We start from the raw sequence: 25,182 nt of genomic DNA on the forward strand, positions 1-25,182 counted from the left end.
CATGACCACCACGAACGCGCGCGAAGCATGGCAGGAGTGGCACGAGCTGCGTGTCGCGTCGGTCTCCCGGCCCTACGGCCCGCTCGCGCTGACCGGCACCCACTGGCTCAGCGACCACCCGGACGGCCATATCGAGGCTCTGCCAGGGGTCTGGACCGCGGAAGGTGACCAGGTCGTGCTGCGGGCCACCGCCGAGGACCGGCTCACCGCCGACGGCAGGCCGCTGGACGGCGAGGTCCGGCTCGGCCCGGACGGCCCGCCCGAAGGGGCCCGGGTGGCGCGGGGCGGCCGGCGCCTGCCGGTGCTGCGGCGCGAGGGACTGTGGGCGGTGCGCGACTTCGACCCGGACTCCGCGGCCCGCCGCGCCTTCGCCGGCATCGAGGTCCATGACCACGACGAGCGCTGGGTGCGGCCCGGCCTGTTCCGTCCGTACGCGCGGGACCGCACCGTCGAGGTGCCCCACGCCGACGGGCAGCGGCGCGGGCTCGGGCTTGCCGGTGAACTCGCCTTCACCCTCGAAGGCGACGAGCACACCCTGCAGGTCGCGGTCGAGGACGACGGCTCGCTGTGGGCGGTGCTCGCCGACGCCACCAGCGGCAAGGACAGCTACCGTTTCCGTTTCCTGCGGCCGCCCGCGCCCGCCGAGGACGGCACCGTCACCGTCGATCTCAACCGCACCCTGCTGCCGCCGTGTGCCTTCGCCGACCACTTCCTCTGCCCCTTCCCGCCGCCGGGCAACACTCTGCCGTTCGCCCTCCGGGCGGGTGAGCTCAGCCGCCTCGACGGCTGAGCCGTACCGGCCCTGACCGAGGGGCGCACACCGCCCCGGCAGCCCTCCAACGAGGGTGCCGGGGCGGTGCGTTGGCCTGAACACGGACAGTTCGGGCCACTTCGGGGGCAACTTCATGAGGCCCTCTTGCGCTGCGGGGGTGGTGCGCCCGACACTCCCGATCAGCGCTTGTCAGGGGCACGCGGAAAAGGAACGTGCGGATTCCCGTGTGCCTTCGGCTGCGCCTCACGGGCCGCCCACAGGTGGCCCATCGATCCCCCTCGGAGGAATCACGTGAGGAACGAGCGCACTACCCCCCGCAGCGGCGTAGCGAGACGCACGCGGCTGATCGCCGTGGCGTCGGGACTGGTGGCCGTCGGGGCCATCGCCATCCCCAGTGCCAACGCGCAGGAGACCGCCCCCGCCAAGACGTTCAGCGCCGCCCAGCTGTCCGCCGCGGGCAACGCGGTACGAACGGCGGACGTCGCCGGCACGGCGTGGACGGTCGACTCCAAGACCCACACCCTTGTCGTCACGGCCGACCGCACCGTCTCCCAGGCCGAGATCAACAAGATCGAGCAGGCCGCGGGAGCCAACTCCGGCGCGGTACGCATCGAACGCATCGCGGGCACCTTCCGCAAGTTCATCTCCGGCGGCGACGCCATCTACGCGCCCAGCTGGCGCTGCTCGCTGGGCTTCAACGTCCGCAGCGGCAGCACCTACTACGCCCTGACCGCCGGTCACTGCACCGACGGAAACCCGCCGTGGACCACCGGCTCCGGTGCGAGCATCGGCCCGACCGCCGGCTCCAGCTTCCCGGGCAACGACTACGGCATCATCAAGTACACCGGCTCGGTGTCCCACGAGGGCACCGTCGGCAGCCAGGACATCACCAGCGCCGGCAATCCGACCAACGGACAGTCGGTCACCCGCCGCGGCTCCACCACCGGCATCCACAGCGGCAAGGTCACCGGGCTGAACGCCACCGTCAACTACGGCGGCGGCGACATCGTCTCCGGACTGATCCAGACCACCGTCTGTGCCGAGCCCGGCGACAGCGGCGGCCCCCTCTACTCCGGGACCAAGGCCCTGGGCCTCACCTCCGGCGGCAGCGGCGACTGCACCTCCGGCGGGACGACGTTCTTCCAGCCGGTCACCGAGGCACTCAGCGCGTACGGCGTGAGCGTCTACTGACCGGACGGGGCCGGCGCTGATCGACGCCGGCCCCCGCACGGCAGCGGCAGAAGGGCCCTCGTCCGCCGGCGGACGAGGGCCCGGGCGCGTGCGGGGCACCGCGAGCGGCGCCCGACCCCCTTCACCGACCCGGGCATACCATGGTGAATAAGGGCGAAACGCTCGCCGTGGTGCTCAAGAGTGCCCAGGGCGGCAGGCGACGCCGTCACGGACGGCACCGCCGACGGCGCAGGCGGCACAGTCAGGGGCCGGTGATGCTGGAAGAGCTGGTGACGGCCGGAGTGGCGCTGGTCTCGGTCGGCGCGGTGTACGGCATGGCGGCGGCGCGGGTCGTCAAGCAGTACGAGCGCGGTGTGGTGCTCCGCCTGGGGCGGCTGGCCTCGGAGGTGCGGGGGCCGGGGTTCACCATGATCGTTCCGGGCGTCGACCGGATGCGCAAGGTGAACATGCAGATCATCACGATGCCGGTGCCCGCCCAGGAGGGCATCACCCGCGACAACGTCACCGTCCGGGTCGACGCGGTGGTCTATTTCAAGGTCGTGGACGCCGCCGACGCGGTCGTCGAGGTCGAGGACTACCGCTTCGCGGTTTCCCAGGTCGCCCAGACCTCGCTGCGCTCCATCATCGGCAAGAGCGATCTGGACGATCTGCTCTCCAACCGGGAAAAGCTCAACGAGGGCCTCGCCGTGATGATCGACAGCCCGGCACTGGGCTGGGGCGTCCGGATCGACCGGGTGGAGATCAAGGACGTCTCGCTGCCGGAGACGATGAAGCGGTCGATGGCCCGTCAGGCGGAGGCCACCCGTGACCGGCGTGCCCGGGTGATCAATGCCGACGCCGAGCTGCAGGCATCGAAGAAGCTGGCCGAGGCGGCCGGGGCGATGTCCGACCAGCCCGCGGCGCTCCAACTGCGGCTGTTGCAGACCGTGGTGGCGGTCGCCGCCGAGAAGAACTCGACGCTCGTGCTGCCCTTCCCCGTGGAGCTGCTGCGCTTCCTGGAGCGCTCCGGCCTGCAGGCCCAGGCGCAGACCGCGGTGGCCGAGGCGCAGCAGGCCGGCGCCCAGCAGCCCGGTACACCCCCGGCCGGTACGCAGCCGCCGCCCGCTTCCGGGGCGACGGCCGCTTCGGGCGCCACGGCCGATCCGGGCGCGACGCCCACGCCCTCCCGCGAGGCCGTCGAGGACGGTGCCGAGGGTGACGCGCTGCCCCCGGAGCTGGAAGCCCTCACCGACTCGGACGTGACCTGGACGGATGTGGAAGAGGGCCGGTGAGGCGCCCGTCAGCCTCGCTCGGGGGTCTGCGGGGCGGCCGGCGGCGGGGCCGGTGGCCACGGCACGTCCGCGAGGAGGGGGAGCAGCGCTTCCTCCTCGTACGCGAGATGCGCCGTCAGCTCACCGGACATCCGGTGCAACTCGGTGCGGAAGCGCCGGGGGTCGGCGGCGCCGATGCCGTCCAGGAGGCCGACCAGTTCACCCTGGATGCGCGCGACCGTCCGGTGCTCGTCGCGCAGCCGGTCGAAGGTGGCGCCCAAGTGGGGGTGATGGCGCGCGATCCCGGGGAACAGATGCGCGTCCTCGCTGGTGTGATGGAACTCCAGGGACTGGCAGAACGCCAGGCAGTGCTGCCGGATCTGCAGTCCGAGGCCCGGCCCGGGGTGGGGCGCGGCGCCCTGTCGCGGGGCGGCCCGCGAGGCGAAGTGCGCCTCGGTTTCGGCCTGTACGTGCCGTAGCTGTGCGCGCAGCCAGGTGTGCACCTCCTCCACCTTGTCGGCGAGCGTCCTGATCTCGCGGGGGCCCTCGTCCGGATCCGCTGCGGAGCGTTCCAGCACCACGACCGGCAGGATCCGGGTGGTCCGGCTCTGGTGGTCGCCGTATCCGGGCGCGGCACGTACCACCCGCTCGAACAGCCGGTCACGGCGCGCGCCTTCGGCGGGGACCGCGACGGCCTGGAATTCCTCGGAGCCGAGCTGCACCCGCACGATCGGGTGGGCGAGCAGGTCGTGGTACCAGGCGGGGTGGTGGGGCGCCCCCAGGTTGGACCCGACGACCAGCAGCCGGCCGTCGTCGTGGAAGGGGGCGAGGGCAGTGGTGACGTCCCGCCCGGACCTCGCGCCCTTGGTCGTCAGCAGGAGGAGGTCACCGCCCGCGGTGGCGGCGGGCGCGGGCGTCGGAGCGGGGGTGGGCCCGGGGGCGAGTTCCGGGGCGGGCTGGTGCTCGGGCATACGGTGTCGATCTCCCAAGAGGTGTGCGAGAGGTGGGGCCCCGCGGGCCGTAACGGCAGGCCGTGACGCGGTGACCGGAGGCAGCGGAAGGCGAAGCGGCGCGGTGCGCGACGACCGCAGGACCGCACGAGGACGTGGCCGCACGAGGGTGTGACCGCCCGGAGAGGTGACTCCGGTCGGACGTGACCGAGCGGAGAGGCGACTGCGCGGAGACGGGACTGCGCGCGGACGCACCAACGGTGTCTGCGGGGGCGCGCGAAGGCGCTGACGTCAAACGCGGGGTGCGGAGTGTGAACTCAAGGCATCGTCCCCGGGAAAAGGTGCTCGCCCGGTCACCGGCCCGCCCACTGCTCTTCGGCCGGTGCCACGCGGCACGGGCTCATTACAGTCACCCGCTCATGGCCTGTCAACGCGGAACCGGTGCGGCCGCTTTCCGGCCAGGCACGGCCCCGGCACCTCACCGCTCGCCGACGGCCCGTCGGCCCCGGTGCCCGTACCCGGAAGCTCCGTACGCGGACACCGGTGTGTGACCGCCGTGTGGTGAAACGGTGAACTCCCGTACCCGAGGCCGGTACTCGGTCTTGTGCACGAGTGAGGGTGATGGGAATACTCGGCTCCGCACGTTGGCATGGACGCGATTCCCCAGGTGCACTTTCGAGGGGGCGGACCCGTCCTGTCCCGATTCCTCACACTCTCGGGTTCGGACATCTCCCCACAGATCCGGGCCCTTCCCCCCACGGGAGGCTTTGAGTTGAAGCACCGACGCATACCCAACCGCCGCGCCCTCCTCGCCGGCGCGGGCGCCCTGGCACTCGCCGCGACCGCCACCGTCACCCTGGCCAACGCCAACGCGTCCCCCGCCCCCACCCCCTCGGTGTCCAAGCTGACCGCCGCCGCGGCGAACACGCTGGCGTCCCAGCTCAAGACCGACACGGCCGGTGCGTTCTATGACGCCAAGGCCAAGAAGCTCGTGGTCAATGTCGTGAACGAGGCGGCGGCCAAGACCGTCCGGGCGAAGGGGGCGGAGGCGAGACTTGTCCGGCACACGCTCGCCCAGCTCGACTCGGCCCGGAAGACGCTGAAGGCCAAGGCGACCATCCCGGGCACGTCCTGGGGGGTCGACCCCACGAGCAACAAGGTCGTGGTGACCGCCGACCGTACGGTCAAGGGCGCCAAGCTGGCGCAGCTCACCAAGGTCGCCAAGGGCCTCGGTGACAAGGTCGTGGTCCGCCACAGCAAGGGGGAGTTCAAGCCCTTCATCGGCGGCGGTGACGCGATCTGGGGGAGCGGCGCGCGCTGCTCGCTCGGCTTCAATGTCGTCAAGGACGGCCAGCCGTACTTCCTGACCGCCGGCCACTGCGGCAACGCCGTCAAGAGCTGGTCCGACCAGCAGGGCGGCTCGGAGATCGCGACGACCGAGGAGTCCAGCTTCCCGGGCAACGACTACGCCATCGCCAAGTACACCGGCGACACCGCGCACCCGAGCGAGGTGGACCTCTACAACGGCAGCACCCAGAAGATCACCAAGGCCGCGGAGGCCACGGTCGGCGAGAAGGTGCAGCGCAGCGGCAGCACCACCCAGGTGCACGACGGCACGGTCAAGGCGCTGAACGCCACCGTCAACTACCAGGAGGGCCAGGTCGACGGTCTGATCCAGACCGACGTCTGCGCCGAGCCCGGTGACAGCGGCGGCGCGCTCTTCGACGGCGAGTCGGCGCTGGGCCTCACCTCCGGCGGCAGCGGCGACTGCTCCGGCGGCGGCGAGACCTTCTTCCAGCCGGTCCCGGAGGCCCTGGAGGCCTACGGCGCGCAGATCGGCTGACGCCCCCATCCGGCACCCGTAGGGTTCTTCCCGTACGGCTCCGCACACGGCACCGGCCCCCGGACATGCGACGTCCGGGGGCCGGTGCCGTGTCGCGTGCCGGTCAGAACTCGAACACCGCGCCCTGGCCGCCGGTCAGTTCGCAGGGGTTCGCGAAGGTGTGGGTGTACGAGACCCGGCGGCCCTGCCAGACGCCGTCGGCGGTGACCACGAGCGGGTTCCACTCCTTGGTGCACAGCCGTCCGTCCGGGGCGCCGGTCACCTCGCTGAACTCACCGGACACCGCGCGCAGTTGGGCGCAGGCGGCTTTCGGGTTCGGGTGGCTGCCGGCCCCGCCCGGCGTACAGCTGAGGGTCACCGCGCGCTGCACCGTGGCGTCGGCGCGGCCCGCGCCCTGGCCGACGGTGAGCACCAGAGCCGTCGGGGCGTAGAGCCCGCCGGTGCGCGCGGGCTGCGCCGGTGCGGCGGCGGCCTGTGCGGTGGTGGCCAGCGCGCCGAGAACCAGCGCCGCGCCGAGCGCGATGCCCCCAGTGATGTACCGCATGACGAACACTCCCTTGTTCGAAGGTGCAGATGACGGACGGGAGTCTGGCCCAAGCGCACCTCGATCGCACACGGAGCAATCACTTTGAGTCGAGAGAGGAACGCTGTGGGTAATGGCGTGAAGGGGTGCGATGGAGTTGTGAAGAGGGTGTGACTTCATGGTGTGCGGTCAGCCCGAATGCGGCGCGGTGAGCCGCTCCGGCCGGGCCTCCGCACGCCGCCGGAAGGGAGGAATCCGGCCGCCGACCGGTCGTTCGGGAGGTTATCGATCTCCGGCGATTGGCCCGAAGAGGGGGCCTCGGGAGGGGCGGGGGCGGCAGAGGGGTGACCGTCGGTTATCCGGTCGGCCGCCCGCCGGTCACTTCTTCGGGTCGTCGAGCTCCGGCAGTCCCGCCGTCAGGGCCCGCATGCCTCGCGCCACCAGGTCCGCGGGACCCTGCGGACCGGACGCCGGCCCGTCGCCGGCCGCCCACTCCTCCACGGCGACCCGCATCGCGGTGTTCGCGGCGGCCGCGGCCAGCCGTACCTCCAGCGGGCCGGCGTCGGTCAGCTGCGCCAGGACCGGCATCAGCGCTTCCTCGGAGTCGTGGTGCACGCGGTGCCAGACTGCGCGCAGCGCCGGGGAGGCGGGCATCGCCCGCAGCAGGCCACGGGTCCGGCGCAGCGCCTCGGCGGCCGGTTCGTCGGCGGGGGTCAGTGCCTGCCGCGCCGCCTGCTCCAGCGCCGCGCGCACCGGCGCCGCGTCCGGTCCCGTGGCCTGCGCGGCCAGGCCGTCGATCCACTGCCGCACCCCGACGGCGAGCAGCGGCGCCACCGCGTCCTCCTTGGTGCGGAAGTAGCGGTAGAAGGTGCGCAGCGCGACGCCGGCGGTGCGCGCGATCTCCTCCGCGGTGACGGTGGCGCCGCGTTCCGCGAACAGGGCCGCCGCGGTCCGGGCGATCTCCATCTGGGTGTCGGCCTTGCGCCGCTCGGTGAGGGAGGGGCGGGTCGCGGGGCGGGGCTCGGTGGGCATGCCGCACAGCTTACGGAGAGCGGCGTGCCGAGGTGACGTACTGGCGCGACGTGCAGTAATGGCACGTCATGCCACTATGGCGTACGGTGCGATGTACCTCGAGAACGGAGCACACCATGAACCGCTTTGACGGCCGCCGCGCACTGATCACCGGCGCCGGATCGGGCATCGGGCAGGCCACCGTCCACCGCGTCCTCGCCGAGGGCGGCCGGGTGGTGGCGGCGGACGTCGACCCGGCGGGCCTGCGGGCCACCGCCGAGCGTGCCGCGGCGGACGGCGCGGGGGACCGGCTGGAGACCGCGGTGCTGGACATATCCGACGAGGCTGCGGTCCGGGCCGGCGTGGCGGCCGCGGTGTCCGGCCTCGGGGGCCTGGACGTCCTGGTCAACGCGGCCGGCATCCTGCGCTCCTCACACACCCACAGGACCGGCCTGGACTTCTTCAACAAGATCATCTCGGTCAACCTGACCGGCACCTTCCTGATGATCCGGGAGGCGCTGCCCGCCCTCCTGGAGGGCCGGTCGCCGGTCGTGGTCAACTTCAGCTCCACCTCCGCCACGTTCGCGCACCCGTACATGGCGGCGTACGCGGCGAGCAAGGGCGGCATTCAGTCCCTGACGCACGCCATCGCGAGCGAATACAGCAAGCAGGGACTGCGTGCGGTGTGCGTGGCACCGGGTTCCATCGCCAGCGGCATGACCAACGGGCCCGGCCCGGGGCTGCCCGAGGACGCCGATATGAGCCTGTTCACCAAGCTCGCCCCGGCCATCGGCGAGGGCTTCGCGGGCCCCGAGACCGTCGCGGGCGTCATCGCGATGCTCGCCTCGCAGGACGGCGCGTTCATCACCGGCACCGAGATCCGGATCGACGGCGGCACCCATATGTGAGCGGGCGGAGCGGCGTCGCGCGGACGGACCGCGCGGCGGCGGCCACGGTCGCCGTGGCGCTCAGCCCGGCAGCCGCTCCCCGTCGCCCGCCGCGGCTCCGCCGCCCGGCCTGTCCGCGTCGCCCTTCCTGCGGAACAGTGAGAGTCCGACGGTGAGCAGGGTGCCGCCGACCGCCCAGGCGGAGAGCACCAGCAGCGGTCCGGTCAGCGCGTTGCCGCGGAAGTACGCGACGGAGCGCGCCGCCCAGGTGCCCGCGCCCGGCGGCAGCGCGGGCCCGATCGCATGCCAGAACGGCGGCAGCAGCGCATACGGGTAGGCGCCGCCCGCACTCGGATTGCCCAGCACCACGATCACCAGGATCGCCAGGCCGATTCCGAGGATGCCCAGCAGTCCCTGGAAGGCCAGGGTCGTGGCCCCCACGGCGAAGACCGTCAGGGCGCCGAGGCCCCAGAGCCCGAAGAGGCTGCCGGGCAGTGCGCCGAGGGCCGGGCCGACGACGATCGCACCGGCCAGGCCGGCGGCGATCGAATAGAGCGCGAGCGCGGCCAGCCGGATGGTCGCCCGCTGCCCGTTGGCGGGGCGCGCCCCGGCGCTGATCGCGAGGATCGCGGCGCACAGGTAGCCGCCGACGCACCAGCCCACGACCAGATAGAAGGACGACAGGCTCCGGGTGTCGCCACGGTAGGCGGGCGTCACGTCCACCGTCCGCACGGTGCGATTCTGCGCCTTCTCCGCCGCGTGGACGACCAGTTCGACGGCCTGGGACAGCGACGCCCCGCCGCCGCTCGCGACGAGCAGCCGGTCGGTGCTGCCCCGCGGATCGACGATCAGCGCGCCGTCGATCGTCCGGTCGGCGATCTGCCGCCGCGCCTCCGCCTCGGACGCCACCGGGCGCGGATCCAGGGGCGAGCCCGCCAGCCGGTCGAGCTTCCCCACCAGCTGCCCGCTGACCTGCGCGGGGGCGACCACGGCGAGCGGGACGTCGGTGGGCTTGGGGTGGTGGAAGGCGCCGGTGTACGACGTGATGAACGCGATCATCAGGCCCAGTACGCCGACCACCAGCAGCGCGGCCCGGGTGGTCACCGCGCTCTTCACCTCCCCCAGGAAGGTGGTGCGGGTGTCGTCGCCCAACGTGGCCATGCGCCGCTCCTTGCCGCATTCGTGCCGTACTCGTGGCGTATCCGTGCCGGATCGCTCCGGGGTGCGCCGGGGCGATAGGTGATCCATTCATGGCGCGTGCCTCCATATCCTCCGATCGGTGGCGTGATCGCGCAGATCGGACAGGGCTGATCAGTGGAGCGGGCGAGCGGCTCCCGAGCAGGTGTTCGTACGAATGTTCGATACAGGGGTTATGGTGGAGCGAGAAGTGAGGGACTCAGGATCAGCCGGGGGCGGATGAGGTGCAGGAGGTGCGGATGCCAGGCTTCACGCATCTGCACACCGCTTCCGGGTTCTCCCTGCGCTACGGCGCCTCCCCTCCCGAGCGGCTCGCCGAGCGCGCCGCCGAACGGGGCATGGACGCCCTCGCCCTGACCGACCGCGACGGACTCTCCGGAGCCGTCCGGTTCGCCAAGGCCGCCGCCGAGGCCGGCGTCCGGCCCCTGTTCGGCACCGAACTCGCCGTGGGGGAGCGCGCGGTGACGCCCACCGCCACCGCGGGCCGCCGCGCCCCGGCACCCGGCCAAGCCTTCCCCGACGGGTCCGCCGCCCGCACCGTCTTCCTGGCCCGTGGCGGGGCGGCCGGCTGGGCCGCCCTGTGCCGGCTGGTCTCGGCCGCGCACGCGGGAGCGCCCGGACGGCCCGTCCTTCCCTGGAGCGCCCTGGAGACCGCCACGGAAGGGCTGACCGTCCTGCTCGGACCGGATTCCGACGTCGGCCGGGCGCTGACCGCGGGCCGGCCGGACCACGCCGCCCGGCTCGCCGCCCCCTGGCGCGAGCTCTACGGCGACGCGCTGCGCCTGGAGGTCGTCGACCACGGGCGGCCCGGCAGCGGCCCCGGCTCGCTCCGGCTGGCCGCCCGCACCCTCGGCTTCGCCGTCGAACAGGGCGTCCGCGCCGTCCTGACCAACGCCGTCCGCTACGCCGACCCCGGCCAGGGCCCGGTCGCCGACGTCCTGGACTCCGTCCGCCGCCCGGTGCCGGCCGGCCGGCACCGCCCCGGAGCAGGGGACGGCGGTGAGCGCTGGCTCAAGGACGCCGCCGCGATGGGCCGCGCCGCCGAGCGGATCGCCGAGTCGGCCGGTTTCCGGCGCGGCCTCGCCCACCGGCTGCTCACCCTGACCGAGGAGACCGCGGGCGGATGCCTGGTCGACCCGCAGGCCGACATCGGGCTGGGCCGGGTCCACTTCCCCGAACCCCGGCTGCTCGGCGCCGGGCACCGCACCGCCGCACGGGTGCTGCGCTCGCGCTGCGCCGCCGGGATGGTGCTGCGCGGCCACGACCGTGACCGGGAGCGCTGGCAGCGGCTGCACGACGAACTGCGCACGATCGAGCGGCTCGGCCACCCCGGGTACTTCCTGACGGTCGCTCAGGTCGTGGCTGACATCAAGGAGCGGGGAATCCGGGTCGCGGTCCGCGGGGCGGGCGCCGGATCGCTGGTCAACCACCTCCTGGGCATCGCGCCCGCCGACCCCGTCGCCCACGGACTGCAAAGGGAGCACTTCCTGTCCGAGCGGCGGGCGGCCCTCCCGGACATCGACATCGACGTCGAGTCGGCCCGCCGGCCGGAGGTCCACCGCGCGATCCTCGACCGCTTCGGCGCCGAGCGGGTCGCGGCCCTCTCCCTGCCCGAGACCTACCGGGTCCGGCACGCCCTGCGCGACGTGGGCGCCGCCCTGGGCATGGACCCGGCGCGGGTGGACCGGCTCGCCCGTGCCTTCCCGCACATCCGGGCCCGCGACGCCCGCGCGGCGCTCGCCGAGCTCCCCGAGCTGCGCGGGGTGCGGGAGGCCGCCGACGAGCGGCTGTGGCAGCTGGTCGAGTCGCTGGACGCGCTGCCGCGCGGGATCGCCCCGCACCCGAGCGGGGTGCTGCTCTCGGACGCCTCGCTGCTGGACCGTACGCCCGTCGTGCCGGCCGGCGGCGAGGTCCCCCATGGCGCCGACGACGGAGATGCCCCCTTCGCCATGTCCCCGTTCGGCATGTCCCCCTTCGGCAAGGAGGACATCGAGGAACTGGGGCTGCTCCAGTTCGACGTCCTGGGCACGCCGGTGCAGTCCGCGATGGCGCACGCGGTCGCCGAGATCGGCCGGGCCACCGGAGCCCGCCCGGACCTGGACGACCCCGCGCAGGTGCCGCCCGGCGACCGGGCCACCTATGACCTGATCCGCTCCACCGAGACGCTCGGCTGCTTCCGGATCGAATCGCCGGACCGGCGCGACCTGATCGGCAGGCTCCAGCCGGCCACCTTCCACGACCTGGTCGTCGCCCTCTCGCTCGTCCGGCCCGGTCCGGTCGCCGCCGACGCGGTGCGGCTCTTCACCGAGGCCGTGCACGGCCGTGCGCCGGCCCGCTCCCCGCATCCCGACCTGGAGGAACCGCTGCGCGAGACCTACGGGGTCGTCCTCTTCCACGAGCAGATCATCGAGACGCTGCGGATCATGACCGGCTGCGAGCGGGACGAGGCGGAGGAGAAGCGGCGCGCGCTGTCGCACCCGGAGCGGCAGGAGCGGGTGCGTGCCTGGTTCGCTGAGCGTGCCGGGCGGCGCGGCCACTCACCCGAGGTGATCGCGCAGACCTGGGAGAGCGTCGCGACCTTCGGCGCGTACGGCTTCCGCAAGGCGCATGCGGTGGCGTTCGCCGTGCCCGCCCACCAGTCCGCCTGGCTCAAGGCGCACCACCCCGCGGCCTTCTACGCCGGGCTGCTCACCCATGACCCGGGGGTCTACCCCCGGCGGCTGCTGCTGGCGGACGCGCGCCGGCGCGGGGTGCCGGTGCTGCCGTTGGACGTGAACCGGTCGGCGGCCGCTCATCGAATCGAACTGGTGTCCGGTGAGGGAGGTGGGGGTGGCCACGGCGGCGGCTCCGGCGTCTGGGGGCTGCGGCTCGCGCTCACCGAAGTGCACGGGATGAGCGAAGCCGCCGCGGAACGCATCGCCGCCGGCCGGCCCTACACCTCGCTCCAGGACCTGTGGCAGCGCGCCCGGCCGAGCCGCCCGGTGGCCGAACGCCTCGCCCGGGTCGGCGCGTTGGACGCCTTCGGCGCGAACCGCCGGGACCTGCTGCTGCACCTCGCCGAGCTGCACCCGCGCCGGCGCCGCGCCCCCGGCGGCCAGGAGGCGGCGGCCGACGGCGCCGCACCGTCCGGGCTGCCCGGTCTCAGCGACGTCGAACGGCTCAGCGCCGAACTGGGCGTCCTCGCCGGCGACGCCCCCCGGCATCTGATGGCCGACCACGGCGCGTTCCTCGCCGAGCTGGGCGCGCTGCCGGCCCGGGAGCTGCAGGACGCCCGGAACGGCGAGACGGTGCTGGTCGCCGGGGCCAAGGGCGCCACCCGGACGCCACCGGCCCGCTCCGGCAGCCGGGTCATCCTCACCACCCTCGACGACAGCACGGGGCTGGTCGACTGCGCCTTCTTCGACGCTCCCCGGGACCCTGACGGCCTGGAAGGTCCCGCCGGCCCCCTTGCCACCTGTGCTCACACCGTCCACCACTCCTGGCTGCTGCTGGTGCGCGGAACGGTCCGGCGGAGCGGGCCGGGCAGCTTCGGTGTGATCGGCGCCGCCGCCTGGAACCTCGCCGAGCTGGCCGAACTGCGCCGCGAGGGCGGCCTGGAGGCGGTCACCGCCCGCCTCGCGGCAGGACCGGACCGGCCGCCCCGGGACGCGGAAGGGGACGGCGGAGGGAAGGACGGGACGGACGGCAGGGACACCCCCGCCGCCCCTGCCCCCGCCGCCGGCTCCGGGCACGCCGGCCGGCCGGAGGCAGGCGAGGAACAGCACCCGGGAGCCGGCCTCCGGCCCCTGGGCGCACGCGTCGCCACCGGCCCCAAGCTGTGGCATTCCAGCCCGGGGAGCGCGGGATGACCCCGGCACCCGTGCCCACCCCGGCACCCGCTCCCGTACCGCCCGCCACGCCGGGTACGGCACCGCCCGGCATGCTCCATGTCCGCTTCCGGGCGGCCGGTGACGCCCCCGTGAGCGCCGAGGAGTACGAGGAACTGCTGCGGCTGCTGGCGCGGTTCACCCCGGTGGTCGAGGCGCTGCCGCCGGACGCCGCACTCGCCGACGTCCGCGGGGCGCTGCGCTACTTCGGCCGGGACGCGACGGGCATCGCCGAACTGGTGCGGCTGCGCGCGCTGGCCTGGCACGGTGTGCGGTGCACGATCGGGATCGCCGCCAACCCGCTGCTCGCCCGGATGGCGGCGCAGGGCGCGGAGCCCGGAGAGATCCGGGCCGTTCCCGGCGATGCCGGGTCCGTCGCAGCCTTCCTCGCCCGCCGGCCGGCCTCCGCGCTGCACGGCGTCGGGCCCGCGACCGCGCGCACCCTGTGTGCGTACGGGCTCGACAGCGTGGGCCGGATCGCCGCAGCGCCGCCCGCGACCCTGCAGCGGATCCTCGGCGCGAAGGCGGGCCGTGCGGTCCACGAGCGGGCCCGGGGCGTCGACCCGACCCCGGTGACACCCAATGCCGCCGCCCGCTCGATCGGCTCCGAACACCGCTTCGTCCACGACGAGTTGGATCCGGCCTGCCGGCGCAGGGCGCTGCTCTCGCTCGCCGACGACCTCGGCGACCGGATGCGCGCGGGCGGTCAGGCGGCCCGCGCGCTCACCCTCACCGTCCGCTACGCCGACCGCTCGACGACGACCCGCACCCGGCGGCTGGCCGAACCGACCGCGCACGGCCCCACGCTGACCGAGGCGGCCTACGCCCTGCATGCCGCGCTCGGGCTGCAGCGGGCGCGGGTGCGGGCGGTGGCGTTGCGGGCCGAGGGCCTGTGCCGCGCCGAACTCGCCGTGCGCCAGCTGATGTTCGACCCGGCCGACGACAAGGCCCACCGCATCGAGGCGGCCGTCGACCGCGCCCGGGCGCGCTTCGGCACCGGAGCGGTGCACCCGGCGGCGAAGATCGCCGCCGGGAAGCCCGGGGGCGCGGTGGCCCGGGACCCGGCATTCCCGCGGCTCGGCCCTGGAGCCGCTCAGCCGTAGAGCCGCTCCGCGTACTGCGGGCCGTAGTGCTCCTCCAGGGTCTCCAGCGGCACGTCCTTGGCCTCCAGGCCCTTGACGATCCGGGCCCGTGCCGGCAGCGCGTCCGGCTCCCAGGTCTCCGGCTTCCACAGATCGGAGCGGAGGAACGCCTTGGAGCAGTGGTAGAAGACCTCCTCGACCTCGACCAGCAGCGCGAGCCGCGGCCGGTTGCCCTTGACCACCAGTGCGTCGAAGAACGGGGCGTCCCGCAGCAGCCGGGCCCGGCCATTGATCCGGAGGGTGTCACCGCGGCCCGGCAGGAGGTAGTTCAGCCCGATGTGCGGATTGCTGAGGATGTTGAGCATGCCGTCCAGGCGCTTGTTGCCGGGGCGGTCGGGGATGACGAGGGTGGTGTCGTCCAGGACGTGGGTGAAGCCGGCCGGGTCGCCCTTGGGTGAGACATCGCATCTGCCCTGAGCGTCCGAGGTGGCCATCAGGCAGAACGGCGAGCGCGCCAGCCACTGGCGGTCCAGTTCGTGCAGCCGGTCGCGGGTCTTGTGCGCGGCGTGCGCCGACGGCTCGCCGATCAGCTCGCGCAGCTCCGCCGCGGACGAGATCTCCGTCATCCCGGTCATCGTCGGCTCCGTCGTCCCGTCCACTGTTCCGTCTCCCGTCCGCCGTGCCACTGCGGTGCCCGCAGCTGCTGCGCCCGGTGGCCCGGGGGGGCCGGTCCCGCACCGACCCGGATCGAACGCATCACCGACGTTACGCGACACCACTGACAAACGGGATGGCGGCGAAGTATCGGGCAGTGGTGAGCACGGCCGGGTCGATGCGGACCCCGTGCGTCCGGTGAGGGTTGTGTGCGCCTTCCTTCACCGTCGCGTGGCTGGTCTCCGCGTCTACCCGGCCGTAACTTGACGTTCAGTCAACAACGTTGGCCCTTGCGATCCGGATCGCAGGTGAACGGCTCACCGAGCACTTCGGAGTCCCCTCACCCCGCAAGGAGCATCGTATGAAGCTGTGCTGGTCACGCGCCCTCACCGTGGTGCCCACCCTCGCCCTGGCAGTCGGCCTCGTCACGGCGGCCCCCGCCTCCGCCGGCGCCCCCACCGTCAGCAGCGGCTGGAACAACTTCTCCTGCAAGCCCTCCGCCGCACACCCCCGTCCGGTGGTCCTGGCACACGGCACCTTCGGCAACGCGGTCGACAACTGGCTCGGTCTGGCGCCGTACTTGGTGCACCGCGGCTACTGCGTCTTCTCCCTGGACTACGGTCAGCTGCCCGGCGTCCCGTTCTTCCACGGACTGGGCGCCGTCGACGCCTCCGCCCGGCAGCTGGCCGTGTACGTCGACCGGGTGCTGGCGGCCACCGGGGCATCCAAGACCGACATCGTCGGCCACTCGCAGGGCGGCATGATGCCGCGGGTCTACCTGAAGTCCCACGGCGGCGCGGACAAGGTCAACGCGTTGATCGGGCTGGCTCCCAGCAACCACGGCACCGATCTGAACGGCCTGACCCGGCTGCTGGACCACTTCCCCGGCGCCAAGGAATACATCGACGCCTCCGCCCCCGGGCTGTCCGACCAGATCGCCGGATCCGACACCCTCAGCCGCCTCAACGACGGCGGCGACACGGTCCCCGGCGTGCACTACACCGTCATCGCGACCCGTTATGACGAGGTCGTCACGCCCTACCGGACGCAGTTCCTCGAAGGCCCCGATGTGCACAACGTCCTGCTCCAGGACCTGTGTCCGTCCGACCGGTCCGAGCACGTCGCCATCGGCCTGGCGGACAGGGTCGCCTTCCACGAAACGGCCAACGCCCTCGACCCCGCCCACGCCACCCCCACCACCTGCGACGTGAACTGACCGGCGGACGGCCCGGACCCGCATCCCCCCTCGGACACAGGTCCGGGCCGTCCGACCGAACCGCCCGGCCGCCGGCCGCCTCACCGGCGCCGAAGGCCCACCCGGCGCAGCGTCAGAAAGCAGAACGAGGCGAGCGCCAGCGCCGCCGGGATGAGCAGCAGCAGGCCGGAGAAGGCCAGCACGGCCAGGGTCAGCACGGAACTGGCGAGCCCGCCCCACCACAGCGGAGTGCGGCGCGGGAGCAGCAGCAGCGCGGCGGCCAGCCCGGCCAGCGTCACCGCCGCCAGACAGGTCGCGGTCGCCCGCATCAGCAGATCCAGATCGGCGCCGCCGGCACCGGCCGCCAGGCCGAGCAGCACGCACACCCCGCCCAGTACGGCGAGCGACCGGCGCGGCACCTCGCCCGGTGCGCCGCCCTTGGCCAGCCAGCGGGGTGCCGCGCCGTCCCGGCCGAGGGCCGCGCCGAGCCGGGAGGCGCCCGCCAGATAGGAGTTGACCGCGCCGAAGGTCAGGAACAGCGCGGCCGCCGCGGCGACCGGCCGGGCGGCCTCGCCCACGCTCCGGGTGAGCAGTTCGGTCAGCGGGGTGTCGGTGCGGGCCGCGGCCGGTCCCAGCGCGCCGATCGTGGCGAGGGCGAGGCCCAGGTAGAGCACGGTGATCACGGCGAGGGTGTAGCGGGTCACCCGCGGCAGATCCCGCCGGGGGTCGGCGAATTCCCCCGACAGATGGCTCGCCGCCTCCCAGCCCGCGAACGCGAAGAAGAGCACGGAGGCCGCCGAGCCGACCGAGGACCAGCCGCCGGGCATGAACGGGGTGAAGTGCGCGGCGGACACGTGCGGGGCGGCGGCCAGTACGGCGCACAGCAGCACGGCCGCCAGCAGCGCACCGAGCAGCAGCTGCACCCGGCCCGACATCCGCAGCCCCACGGCGTTGGAGACCAGCGCCCAGACCAGCACCGCGGCGCCCACCGCCGCGGCGCCGGCGTCGCCCCACCCGACCGCGTCGGCGACGTACTTCCCGCCGATCCAGGCGGCCGAGACGACCCCGATCGGCACCGCCCCGTAGAACCACCAGCCCACGACCGCCGCGGCCCGCGGGCCCATCGCCCGGTGGACGTACGTGGCCACGCCCCCGCCGTCGGGGAACCGCGCGCCGAGCGCGGCGAACGAGGCGGCCACCGGCACGCACATCGCCAGCAGCACGACCCAGGCCAGGATCGAGGCGGGGCCCGCCGCGGCGGCGGCGAGGGAGGGCAGGGTCAGCACGCCGGGGCCGAGGACGGCACCGGCGCACAGCGCGGTGCCGCTGCCGATGCCCAGCCGCCGTACATCCGGCCGTGCGGAAGCGGGAAGCGTTGTTTCTTGTACGGTCACAGTTGCTGAAGGTAACCGTAATGATGATCGATTCGCTGGCTCGCCGAACGAAATTCGGTGAGTGCGGCACGATGGGTCCCATGGACGACATTGATTCGGCGATTGTCCGCGAACTGCAGCGCGATGCACGGCAGACCAACCGCGAACTGGCCCGCCTGCTGAACATCGCCCCCTCCACCTGCCTGGAGCGGGTCCGCGCGCTGCGCGCCCGCGGGGTGATCACCGGCTATCGCGCGACCGTGGACCTGCGGGCCCTGAACCGCCCCGTACAGGCCCTGCTCACGGTCCGCATCCGCCCCATGAACCGCGAGGTCATCGAACGCTTCAAGGCGTTTTTGACCTCCTTGCCCGAGGTGCTCAACGTCTATGTCGTCGCGGGTGGCGACGACTTCCTCGTCCATGTCGCCGTCCCCGACGTCGACCGGCTGCACGCCCTGCTGATGGACCAGGTCTTCAAGCGCCGGGAGGTCGTCGACTGCCGCAGCTCGGTCATCTACCAGCACGTCGCCAACGACATCATCGAGCCGCTCGCGCAGTGACGCGGAACCCGGCACGACGACGACGCCCCCGGGTGCCGGGGGCGGCGTCGTCGTGCCGGGGGGCTGTCGCAGTCAGCCCCCCCGGTGGCGGATCAGCCGCGCTGGCGGGCGGCCCGGCGGCGGGTGGTGGCGAACAGCAACGCCGCGCCCGCGGCCAGTGCGGCGGCGGCGCCGATGGCGATCGGGCCGGTGGAGCTGTCACCACCGGTCTCGGCCAGCCGGTGGCCGTCGACCGGCGTCGAACTCCCGTCGGTGTGCGGGGCGTTGCCCTCGGGAGCGCCGCCGCCCAGCGCCGGGTCGTCCGCACCGGCGGAGGGTGCCGGGTCGCTGTGCGTGTGGGCGTCGTCGTCGCCGTGGCCGTGGTGCTCGACGGTCGACTTGTCCGCACCCGCGGCGATCTGGGTGTCGGTCGGTGCGGAGGCGGCCGGGGCGGGTGCCGCGGAGGAGCCGGCGCCCGCACCGCCGCTGTCCTTGCCGAAGACGACATCGGAGCAGGTGTAGAACGCCTCGGGGCTGTCCGAACGCTGCCAGATGCTGTAGATCAGGTGCCGGCCCGACCGTGCGGGCACCTTGCCGTCGAAGACGTACTCCCCGTTGGTGAGCGTCGGGTCGGTGACCTTCGTGAACGGCTTCGACTCCAGGTCCGACCACTTCAGCGGCTTCGTCGGGTCGTAGTCGGCCTTGGTGAGGTACAGCGCGAAGTACCCCTTGTGCGGGGCCGTCGCCTTGTAGTGGAACGTGTGGTTGCCGGCCTGCATCTTCGAGGACGGCCAGTCGGCGCGCGGCAGGTCCAGGCCCTTGTATTTGTCGTCGCCGCCGCTGCAGAGCTTGCCGTCCGGGATCTTCTCCTGTGACGCGCCGCCGGCGTTGCCGTCGCGCACCGCGTTCCAGTCGTAGAGGGCCTGCGAGCCGCCGGCGGCCACGGCGGCCTTGCACGCCGCGGACCGCGGGTTCTCGGGGCCCTCCGCGTAGCAGGCCGAGACCCGGCTGACGGGGTCCGTCATCGAACCGTGCGCGGCGGCCGGACTCGCGGCGAGCGCGGTGAGCGCCAGCGGGGCGATGCCGACAATGGCGATCCCGGCGGCCTTGCGACGAGCGGTCATCGTGAGGTTCTCCTTCATCTGGTGCGTCGAGCGGGGTGGGGGCGCAAGGGGGAGCGGTGGGGGGTCGGGTTGCGCACACGGCGCCGTCCCCCGGTGAGCGGCGCCGAGGGCACGCAACCCGCCTTGCGAACAGCACGCTAGCCGCGCTGAACAGCGGATTCGGGCCTCGGAAGGCGATCCGGCGGATCCTTATGGTCCGTTTAAGGAAGGGCTAAGCGGGGCGACAGGCAGGCGGGGCGAAAAGGGGCATCCGGGGCGGGAGTTGGGCGCCGGAAGGTGCGGCTGACGTGACGTCACGTGAGCTTCCGGGCAGGGTCGCGGGGCGACCGGGGCGACCGGCCGGCCCAGGGTGGCGCCGACCGATTCGCCGACCGCTCAGGTGATCCAGCGGTAGCGCCGCTCGGGGCGCCCGGTGCCGCCGTAGCGCAGCGAGACCTCGGCGCGCCCGGTGTCGGTGAAGTACTCCAGATAGCGCCGCGCGCTCACCCGGGACAGCGCACCGGCCGCCGCACACTCGGCGGCGGACAGGCCGGCGGCATGATCGCGCAAGGTTCGCTCGACCAGTTCGGCAGTGTGCGCGGCGAGCCCCTTGGGCAGCCCGCGGGAGCCCGGCGGGCGGGCGCCGAAGAGCTGGTCCACGTCCTCCTGCCGGGCGTCGTCCAGGCGGTCCAGCCGGTCCAGGCGGGAGCGCTGCGCGGCCACATGCCGCAACTGCTCCTGGAGGGAGGTGCGGTGGAAGGGCTTGATCAGGTAGTGCAGGGCCCCGGCCCGCAGCGCGTCGCGGATGATGTGCGCGTCCCGGGCGGCGGTGATGAACAGCGCGTCGACATGCCGCCCTCCCCCGGGGGCGTGCTGACTGCGGGCCGCCGCCTCCCTGGCCCGTACCTCCCGCAGCACACTCACCCCGTCCATGTCCGGCAAGTAGACGTCCAGCAGGACGAGATCGGGCCGCAGCCGGTCGACGGCGCGCAGCGCCTCAGCACCGCTGTGGGCCACCCCGGCGACGGAGAAGCCTTCCGTGGCGGCGACGTAATGACTGTGCAGCTTGGCGACCATGAAGTCGTCGTCGACGACCAGGACCTCGGTCATCACACGAGCCTCTCCATGGCCACAAGTTTCATAAGGACCCTTAATACCGGAAGCGCGACGTGACGTTAACCCCCCGGCAACATGTGGCCCGCATCACACGGCCACCCCCCCGCCGGCCAACCACAGAAGGGTGGTGTCACCTGTGCGCCCGCGCACACCCCTCGCTCTGCTCTCGGCGGCGCTGCTGGTCCTCCTGGGACCGCCGCTGCTCACCTCCGGCAGCGGCGCCGAAACCGGCACGCAGATCCCCGGCCTCAAGATCATGGTGCCCAACACCCCCGGCGGCGGCTACGACATCACCGCCCGGACGGCCGCCAAGAGCGTCGAAGACGCCGGACTGAACCACAACGTCGAGGTCTACAACCTCCCCGGCGCCGGCGGCACGGTCGGGCTCAGCCGGCTGGTCAACGAGCGCGGCAACGGCAGGACCGTGATGTCCATGGGCCTCGGGGTGGTCGGCGCCGTACACACCAACCACGCGCCCTCCACGCTCGCCGACACCACACCCATCGCCCGGCTCACCGAGGAGCCGGACATCGTCGTCGTCGCCAAGGACTCCCCGTACAAGACCTTCGGTCAGCTGCTCGCCGACTGGAAGAAGAACCCCGCCAAGACGCCGGTGGGCGGCGGATCCTCGCCCGGCGGCCCGGACCACCTCGCGCCGATGCTGATGGCCAGGGCCGCCGGCATCACGCCCAGGACGGTCAACTACGTGCCGTTCGACGGCGGCGGCGAACTCCTCGCCTCCGTACTCGGCGGCAAGGTCGCCTTCGGCGTCTCCGGCCTCGGCGAATACCTCGACCAGATCAAGTCCGGCCAACTGCGGCTGCTCGCCGTCACCGGTCCCGAGCGGGTCGACGGGTTCGACGCCCCGACCCTCAAGGAGTCGGGCGTGGACGTGGAGTTCACCAACTGGCGCGGCGTCGTTGCGCCGCCCGGCCTGTCGGACACCGAACGGGCCAAGCTCATCAAGCTGTTCACCACGCTGCACGACTCCCGGCAGTGGAAGGAAGCCGCCCAACGCAACGGCTGGATCGACGCCTTCGCGACCGGTGACACCTTCGGCCGCTTTTTGGCCGCCCAGGACAAGCGGGTCGACACGGTGCTGAAGGAGCTGGGGCTGTGAACGCGACCGACGGCACGACCTCGCCCGAGCCCATGACCCCGCCCGGGCCCACGACCCTGCGCGACCGGCTGCGCGGCCGTTCCGAACTCGGCGTCTGCGGCATCCTCCTCGTCCTCGGCATCCTGGTGCTGACCGACGCCCTCTCCATGGACACCGACATCGGCCGGCGCGGCCCCGTGGGTCCCACCACCGTCCCCTTCGCCGTCGGGATCCTCCTGCTGGTCGTCGCCGTCCTCCTCGCCGTCGATGTGCTGCGCGGCGGCCGGGGGGAGGCCGAGGGCGGCGAGGACGTGGACCTCACCGAGCCCGGCGACTGGCGCACCGTCGTCCTCCTCGTCGGCGTCTTCCTCGCCAACGCCGTCCTCATCGAGCCGCTCGGCTTCCCGATATCCGGCGCGCTCCTCTTCTGGGGATCCGCGTACGCACTCGGCAGCCGCAACCTCACCCGGGACCCGCTGATCGCGGCCGGGCTGTCCCTGGCCACCTTCCTGGTCTTCAACAACCTGCTGGGCGTCCCGCTGCCCGGCGGCCCGCTGATGGGGGTGCTGTAACCGATGACCACTGTGGCGATGGACTCCCTGAACTCGCTCCTCGACGGCTTCGGGACGGCACTCACCCCGCTCAACCTCCTGTGGGCCGCCATCGGCGTGCTGCTCGGCACCGCCATCGGCGTGCTGCCCGGCATCGGGCCCGCGATGGCCGTGGCGCTGCTGCTGCCCGTCACCTACGGACTCGACCCCACCGGGGCGTTCATCATGTTCGCCGGCATCTACTACGGCGGCATGTTCGGCGGCTCCACCACCTCGATCCTGCTCAACACCCCGGGCGAGAGCGCGGCCGTGGTCGCCGCCATCGAAGGCAACCCGATGGCCAGGGCCGGGCGCGGCGCCCAGGCGCTCGCGGCCGCCGCCATCGGCCACTTCGCCGGCGGCATGATCGGCACGATCCTGCTGGTGGTGCTGGCCCCGACGGTCGCCTCGCTCGCCGTCGACATCGGCGCGCCCGACTACTTCGCCATCATGGTCCTCGCGTTCATCGCGGTGACCTCCGTCCTGGGCAGCTCCCGCATCCGCGGCTTCGCCTCCCTGCTGATCGGCCTCACCATCGGTCTGGTCGGGCTGGACCAGATGACCGGCCAGCAGCGGCTGACGTTCGGATCCCTGCAACTCGCCGACGGCATCGACGTCGTGATCGTCGCCGTCGGGCTCTTCGCCATCGGCGAGGCGCTGTGGGTCGCCGCCCATCTGCGGCGCACGTCCGGCGAGTCGATCCCGGTCGGACGCCCCTGGCTGGGCAAGGCGGAGCTGCGGCGCACCTGGAAGCCGTGGTTGCGCGGACCGCTCATCGGCTTCCCCTTCGGCGCCATCCCGGCCGGCGGCGCCGAGATCCCCACCTTCCTCTCCTACGTCATGGAGAAGAGACTCTCCAGGAACCGCGACGAATTCGGCCGCGGAGCCATCGAGGGGGTGGCCGGTCCCGAGTCGGCGTCCTCCGCGTCCGCCGCCGGCACGCTGGTGTCCATGCTGACGCTGGGCCTGCCCACCACAGCGGTCGCCGCCGTCATGCTCGCGGCCTTCCAGCAGTACGGCATCCAGCCGGGCCCGCTGCTCTTCGAGCGGGAACCCGACCTGGTGTGGGGCCTGATCGCCTCGCTGTTCGTCGGCATGGTGCTGCTGCTGGTGCTCAACCTGCCGCTCGCCCCGGTCTGGGCGAAGCTGCTGCGGATCCCGCGCCCGTACCTCTACGCCGGCATCCTCTTCTTCGCCGCGGTCGGCGCGTACGCCGTCGGCGGGCAGGCCATGGACCTGGTGATCCTGCTGGTCATCGGCCTGATCGGGCTGGGTATGCGGCGGTACGGGCTGCCGGTGCTGCCCGCCGTCATCGGCGTCATCCTCGGCCCGGCAGCGGAACAGCAGTTGCGCCGCGCCCTGCAGATCAGCGACGGGAGCGTCACCGGCCTCGTCAACACCCCGTTCGCGGTGACGGTGTACGCCGTCATCCTGGTGCTGCTGGCCTGGCCGTGGATCAAGCGCCTGGTGGTACGGCTGCGGTCGGGACCGGGGCCGGGACCGGGGCAGGGATCGGGGCCGGCTTCCGGGGCGGGAGCGGGCTCGGCTTCGGGGCCGGGATCCGGGGCGGCGGACGGCGCTTGACCCGGAGACGGGCGGCGGCCGCGCCGTGCCGCCGCCCGCCCCCCGCGCGCGGACCCCTCCATCCCCCCGTTCCGCGCCCGCCGTTGTCAGTGGTCGGCGGCACCATGGGCGCATGAGCATCGACCCGCCCGCCGACCCGCCCGCCGACCCGCCCGCCGAACCGACCGGCCACCAGGGGCGACCGCCCCTGCCGACCGCCGACGCCGCCTACTGGGAAGCCGCCGCCGAGGCCTTCGACGAGGAACCGGATCACGGCCTGCGCGACCCCGCCGTCCGCGCGGCCTGGGCCGCCCGGATGCGCTGCTGGCTCCCGCCCGCCCCCTGCGACCTCCTCGACCTCGGCTGCGGCACGGGCAGCCTGGCCCTGCTCGCCGCCGAACAGGGCCATCGGGTGACGGGAGTCGACCGCTCACCCGGCATGGTCGAGCGGGCCCGCACCAAGCTCGCCGGGCGGGACGCGGCGTTCCTGGTCGGGGATGCCGCCGAACCCCCTGTTGGGGAGCGGCGGTTCGATGTCGTCCTGGTCCGCCATGTCCTGTGGGCGCTGCCCGACCCCGGGGCCGCGCTGCGCCGCTGGGCCGGTCTGCTGGCGCCTGGCGGCAGGCTGGTGCTCATCGAGGGCCGCTGGGGCGAGTCCGCCCCGATCGGCATCCCGGCCACCGAACTCCGCGCCCTCACCGAGCCGTGGGCGTCCCCTACGCATCTTGAGCCGCTCTCCCACGACCGCGCCCTCTGGGGCAGGGAGGTGACCGATGAGCGGTACGCCCTGATCGCCCAAGTGCCCCTGCGGCACACCGAAGTGGTGGACGTCCATCTCGTCCTGCGCCGTGGCGGGGAGGTGCTGCTCGCCCGCCGCTCCGGCACCGGCTACGCGGACGGGCTGCTGCACGCCCCCTCGGGGCACGCCGAGGACGGCGAGGACGTGCGGCAGGCCATGATCCGCGAGGCCGCGGAGGAGCTCGGGCTGCGGCTGCGGCCCGAGGACCTGAGGGTCGCGCTGGTGATGCAGCACCGTGCGCCCGATCCGGCGGCCCGCCCGCGGATCGGCTGGTTCTTCGAGGCGGCGTACGGCGCGGGCGGCGAGCCGGTCAACCGGGAGCCGGACAAGTGCTCGCAGCTGGACTGGTTTCCGTGGGACGGCCTGCCCGACGACATGGTCGCGTACTGCCGGGCCGGGCTGGACGGTATCCGCGCGGGCCACCGCTTCCTGCTCCACTGGCACCGGCCCGGCGACCCCATCGCCCACGACCCGTCGGCCGCGGGTCGGGCCCTCGCCCTCGACGCGCCGTAGTCGCGGGCCGGGCCGGGCGGCGGGCCGGGCCCGACCCGGCTCCGGCCCCGGCGAGGAGCGGGTGGG

The 25,182-nt window shown here is 73.5% G+C and carries 21 protein-coding genes; 13 read left to right on the forward strand and 8 right to left on the reverse strand.

The annotated features are described in order from the left end of the window. The first annotated feature begins 1 nt into the window (after position 1). The 3 genes from ACIRQ7_RS22620 (at position 2) to ACIRQ7_RS22630 (ending at position 3,234) form a co-directional block, all read left to right on the forward strand. A complete protein-coding gene (locus ACIRQ7_RS22620) occupies positions 2-790 on the forward strand; it encodes a DUF1684 domain-containing protein (RefSeq protein WP_404264636.1) in 789 nt (262 codons plus the stop codon). A 273-nt stretch (positions 791-1,063) separates the two neighbouring features. Beyond that, positions 1,064-1,963 carry a S1 family peptidase gene (locus ACIRQ7_RS22625; protein ID WP_404264637.1) on the forward strand — a complete coding sequence of 300 codons (900 nt, stop codon included), beginning with the start codon at positions 1,064-1,066 and terminating at the stop codon, positions 1,961-1,963. A gap of 254 nt (positions 1,964-2,217) precedes the next feature. Next, entirely contained in the window at positions 2,218-3,234 is a 1,017-nt protein-coding gene (locus ACIRQ7_RS22630) for a slipin family protein (RefSeq protein WP_404264638.1), read from the forward strand. Between the two features lie 8 nt (positions 3,235-3,242). Here the strand turns inward: ACIRQ7_RS22630 and ACIRQ7_RS22635 are convergent, their stop codons facing one another. After that, positions 3,243-4,184, reverse strand: a complete 942-nt coding sequence (locus ACIRQ7_RS22635) for a nitroreductase/quinone reductase family protein (protein WP_404264639.1) — start codon at positions 4,182-4,184, stop codon at positions 3,243-3,245. A 751-nt stretch (positions 4,185-4,935) separates the two neighbouring features. Here ACIRQ7_RS22635 and ACIRQ7_RS22640 point away from each other — a divergent pair. Further along, positions 4,936-6,006: a S1 family peptidase gene (locus ACIRQ7_RS22640; protein WP_404264640.1), complete on the forward strand. Its 1,071-nt coding sequence runs from the start codon at positions 4,936-4,938 to the stop codon at positions 6,004-6,006. A 103-nt stretch (positions 6,007-6,109) separates the two neighbouring features. On the opposite strand, the gene ACIRQ7_RS22645 is transcribed toward ACIRQ7_RS22640, so the two are convergent. Then, positions 6,110-6,550, reverse strand: coding sequence for a subtilase-type protease inhibitor (locus ACIRQ7_RS22645; protein ID WP_404264641.1), 441 nt, complete (start codon positions 6,548-6,550; stop codon positions 6,110-6,112). A 357-nt stretch (positions 6,551-6,907) separates the two neighbouring features. Continuing rightward, positions 6,908-7,561 carry a TetR/AcrR family transcriptional regulator gene (locus tag ACIRQ7_RS22650; RefSeq protein ID WP_404264642.1) on the reverse strand — a complete coding sequence of 218 codons (654 nt, stop codon included), beginning with the start codon at positions 7,559-7,561 and terminating at the stop codon, positions 6,908-6,910. A gap of 116 nt (positions 7,562-7,677) precedes the next feature. On the opposite strand from ACIRQ7_RS22650, the gene ACIRQ7_RS22655 reads away from it, so the two are divergent. Next, positions 7,678-8,448 carry an SDR family NAD(P)-dependent oxidoreductase gene (locus ACIRQ7_RS22655; protein ID WP_404264643.1) on the forward strand — a complete coding sequence of 257 codons (771 nt, stop codon included), beginning with the start codon at positions 7,678-7,680 and terminating at the stop codon, positions 8,446-8,448. A gap of 60 nt (positions 8,449-8,508) precedes the next feature. Here ACIRQ7_RS22655 and ACIRQ7_RS22660 read toward each other — a convergent pair whose 3' ends face one another. After that, complete coding sequence (locus tag ACIRQ7_RS22660) at positions 8,509-9,588, reverse strand: DUF3533 domain-containing protein (protein WP_404264644.1); 1,080 nt, start codon at positions 9,586-9,588, stop codon at positions 8,509-8,511. Between the two features lie 275 nt (positions 9,589-9,863). Between ACIRQ7_RS22660 and ACIRQ7_RS22665 the strand changes: the two genes are divergently transcribed. Continuing rightward, positions 9,864-13,472 (forward strand): PHP domain-containing protein, encoded by a 3,609-nt coding sequence (locus ACIRQ7_RS22665; RefSeq protein WP_404264645.1) that lies wholly within the window; start codon positions 9,864-9,866, stop codon positions 13,470-13,472. After that, entirely contained in the window at positions 13,469-14,593 is a 1,125-nt protein-coding gene (locus ACIRQ7_RS22670) for a hypothetical protein (RefSeq protein ID WP_404264646.1), read from the forward strand. Before ACIRQ7_RS22665 ends, ACIRQ7_RS22670 begins: the two co-directional genes overlap by 4 nt. Here the strand turns inward: ACIRQ7_RS22670 and ACIRQ7_RS22675 are convergent. Continuing rightward, positions 14,584-15,207: a pyridoxamine 5'-phosphate oxidase family protein gene (locus ACIRQ7_RS22675; RefSeq protein WP_404264647.1), complete on the reverse strand. Its 624-nt coding sequence runs from the start codon at positions 15,205-15,207 to the stop codon at positions 14,584-14,586. The genes ACIRQ7_RS22670 and ACIRQ7_RS22675 overlap by 10 nt on opposite strands. Before the next feature lie 380 nt (positions 15,208-15,587). Here ACIRQ7_RS22675 and ACIRQ7_RS22680 point away from each other — a divergent pair, with 380 nt between their 5' ends. Further along, positions 15,588-16,442: an esterase/lipase family protein gene (locus ACIRQ7_RS22680; RefSeq protein WP_404264648.1), complete on the forward strand. Its 855-nt coding sequence runs from the start codon at positions 15,588-15,590 to the stop codon at positions 16,440-16,442. An 80-nt stretch (positions 16,443-16,522) separates the two neighbouring features. Here ACIRQ7_RS22680 and ACIRQ7_RS22685 read toward each other — a convergent pair whose 3' ends face one another. Beyond that, positions 16,523-17,815 carry an APC family permease gene (locus ACIRQ7_RS22685; RefSeq protein WP_404264649.1) on the reverse strand — a complete coding sequence of 431 codons (1,293 nt, stop codon included), beginning with the start codon at positions 17,813-17,815 and terminating at the stop codon, positions 16,523-16,525. 80 nt (positions 17,816-17,895) lie between these two features. On the opposite strand from ACIRQ7_RS22685, the gene ACIRQ7_RS22690 reads away from it, so the two are divergent. Continuing rightward, complete coding sequence (locus ACIRQ7_RS22690) at positions 17,896-18,354, forward strand: Lrp/AsnC family transcriptional regulator (RefSeq protein ID WP_401473800.1); 459 nt, start codon at positions 17,896-17,898, stop codon at positions 18,352-18,354. A gap of 92 nt (positions 18,355-18,446) precedes the next feature. On the opposite strand, the gene ACIRQ7_RS22695 is transcribed toward ACIRQ7_RS22690, so the two are convergent. Both ACIRQ7_RS22695 and ACIRQ7_RS22700 read right to left on the reverse strand, forming a co-directional pair. Beyond that, positions 18,447-19,457, reverse strand: a complete 1,011-nt coding sequence (locus ACIRQ7_RS22695; protein ID WP_404264650.1) for a lytic polysaccharide monooxygenase — start codon at positions 19,455-19,457, stop codon at positions 18,447-18,449. Between the two features lie 375 nt (positions 19,458-19,832). Next, a complete protein-coding gene (locus ACIRQ7_RS22700) occupies positions 19,833-20,546 on the reverse strand; it encodes a response regulator (protein WP_404264651.1) in 714 nt (237 codons plus the stop codon). A 142-nt stretch (positions 20,547-20,688) separates the two neighbouring features. On the opposite strand from ACIRQ7_RS22700, the gene ACIRQ7_RS22705 reads away from it, so the two are divergent. The 4 genes from ACIRQ7_RS22705 to ACIRQ7_RS22720 all read left to right on the forward strand — a co-directional run bounded on the left by ACIRQ7_RS22705 (position 20,689) and on the right by ACIRQ7_RS22720 (position 25,116). Further along, positions 20,689-21,672, forward strand: coding sequence for a Bug family tripartite tricarboxylate transporter substrate binding protein (locus tag ACIRQ7_RS22705; protein WP_404264949.1), 984 nt, complete (start codon positions 20,689-20,691; stop codon positions 21,670-21,672). A 32-nt stretch (positions 21,673-21,704) separates the two neighbouring features. Beyond that, positions 21,705-22,223 (forward strand): tripartite tricarboxylate transporter TctB family protein, encoded by a 519-nt coding sequence (locus tag ACIRQ7_RS22710; protein WP_404264950.1) that lies wholly within the window; start codon positions 21,705-21,707, stop codon positions 22,221-22,223. Positions 22,224-22,241: 18 nt separating this feature from the next. Beyond that, positions 22,242-23,825 carry a tripartite tricarboxylate transporter permease gene (locus tag ACIRQ7_RS22715; RefSeq protein WP_404264951.1) on the forward strand — a complete coding sequence of 528 codons (1,584 nt, stop codon included), beginning with the start codon at positions 22,242-22,244 and terminating at the stop codon, positions 23,823-23,825. A 112-nt stretch (positions 23,826-23,937) separates the two neighbouring features. Continuing rightward, positions 23,938-25,116: a methyltransferase domain-containing protein gene (locus ACIRQ7_RS22720; protein ID WP_404264652.1), complete on the forward strand. Its 1,179-nt coding sequence runs from the start codon at positions 23,938-23,940 to the stop codon at positions 25,114-25,116. Positions 25,117-25,182: the final 66 nt, after the last annotated feature.

This window comes from Streptomyces sp. NPDC101393 (assembly GCF_044767385.1).
Taxonomy (GTDB): domain Bacteria; phylum Actinomycetota; class Actinomycetes; order Streptomycetales; family Streptomycetaceae; genus Streptomyces.

What these genes read in the sequence shown, in the direction of transcription:
- ACIRQ7_RS22620 (WP_404264636.1), top strand. Translation starts at nt 2, where the DNA reads ATGACCACCACGAACGCGCGCGAAGCATGGCAGGAGTGGCACGAGCTG.
- ACIRQ7_RS22630 (WP_404264638.1), top strand. Translation starts at nt 2,218, where the DNA reads ATGCTGGAAGAGCTGGTGACGGCCGGAGTGGCGCTGGTCTCGGTCGGC.
- ACIRQ7_RS22635 (WP_404264639.1), bottom strand. Translation starts at nt 4,184, where the DNA reads ATGCCCGAGCACCAGCCCGCCCCGGAACTCGCCCCCGGGCCCACCCCC.
- ACIRQ7_RS22645 (WP_404264641.1), bottom strand. Translation starts at nt 6,550, where the DNA reads ATGCGGTACATCACTGGGGGCATCGCGCTCGGCGCGGCGCTGGTTCTC.
- ACIRQ7_RS22650 (WP_404264642.1), bottom strand. Translation starts at nt 7,561, where the DNA reads ATGCCCACCGAGCCCCGCCCCGCGACCCGCCCCTCCCTCACCGAGCGG.
- ACIRQ7_RS22655 (WP_404264643.1), top strand. Translation starts at nt 7,678, where the DNA reads ATGAACCGCTTTGACGGCCGCCGCGCACTGATCACCGGCGCCGGATCG.
- ACIRQ7_RS22660 (WP_404264644.1), bottom strand. Translation starts at nt 9,588, where the DNA reads ATGGCCACGTTGGGCGACGACACCCGCACCACCTTCCTGGGGGAGGTG.
- ACIRQ7_RS22665 (WP_404264645.1), top strand. Translation starts at nt 9,864, where the DNA reads ATGCCAGGCTTCACGCATCTGCACACCGCTTCCGGGTTCTCCCTGCGC.
- ACIRQ7_RS22670 (WP_404264646.1), top strand. Translation starts at nt 13,469, where the DNA reads ATGACCCCGGCACCCGTGCCCACCCCGGCACCCGCTCCCGTACCGCCC.
- ACIRQ7_RS22675 (WP_404264647.1), bottom strand. Translation starts at nt 15,207, where the DNA reads ATGACCGGGATGACGGAGATCTCGTCCGCGGCGGAGCTGCGCGAGCTG.
- ACIRQ7_RS22680 (WP_404264648.1), top strand. Translation starts at nt 15,588, where the DNA reads ATGAAGCTGTGCTGGTCACGCGCCCTCACCGTGGTGCCCACCCTCGCC.
- ACIRQ7_RS22690 (WP_401473800.1), top strand. Translation starts at nt 17,896, where the DNA reads ATGGACGACATTGATTCGGCGATTGTCCGCGAACTGCAGCGCGATGCA.
- ACIRQ7_RS22695 (WP_404264650.1), bottom strand. Translation starts at nt 19,457, where the DNA reads ATGACCGCTCGTCGCAAGGCCGCCGGGATCGCCATTGTCGGCATCGCC.
- ACIRQ7_RS22700 (WP_404264651.1), bottom strand. Translation starts at nt 20,546, where the DNA reads ATGACCGAGGTCCTGGTCGTCGACGACGACTTCATGGTCGCCAAGCTG.
- ACIRQ7_RS22710 (WP_404264950.1), top strand. Translation starts at nt 21,705, where the DNA reads ATGACCCCGCCCGGGCCCACGACCCTGCGCGACCGGCTGCGCGGCCGT.
- ACIRQ7_RS22715 (WP_404264951.1), top strand. Translation starts at nt 22,242, where the DNA reads ATGGACTCCCTGAACTCGCTCCTCGACGGCTTCGGGACGGCACTCACC.
- ACIRQ7_RS22720 (WP_404264652.1), top strand. Translation starts at nt 23,938, where the DNA reads ATGAGCATCGACCCGCCCGCCGACCCGCCCGCCGACCCGCCCGCCGAA.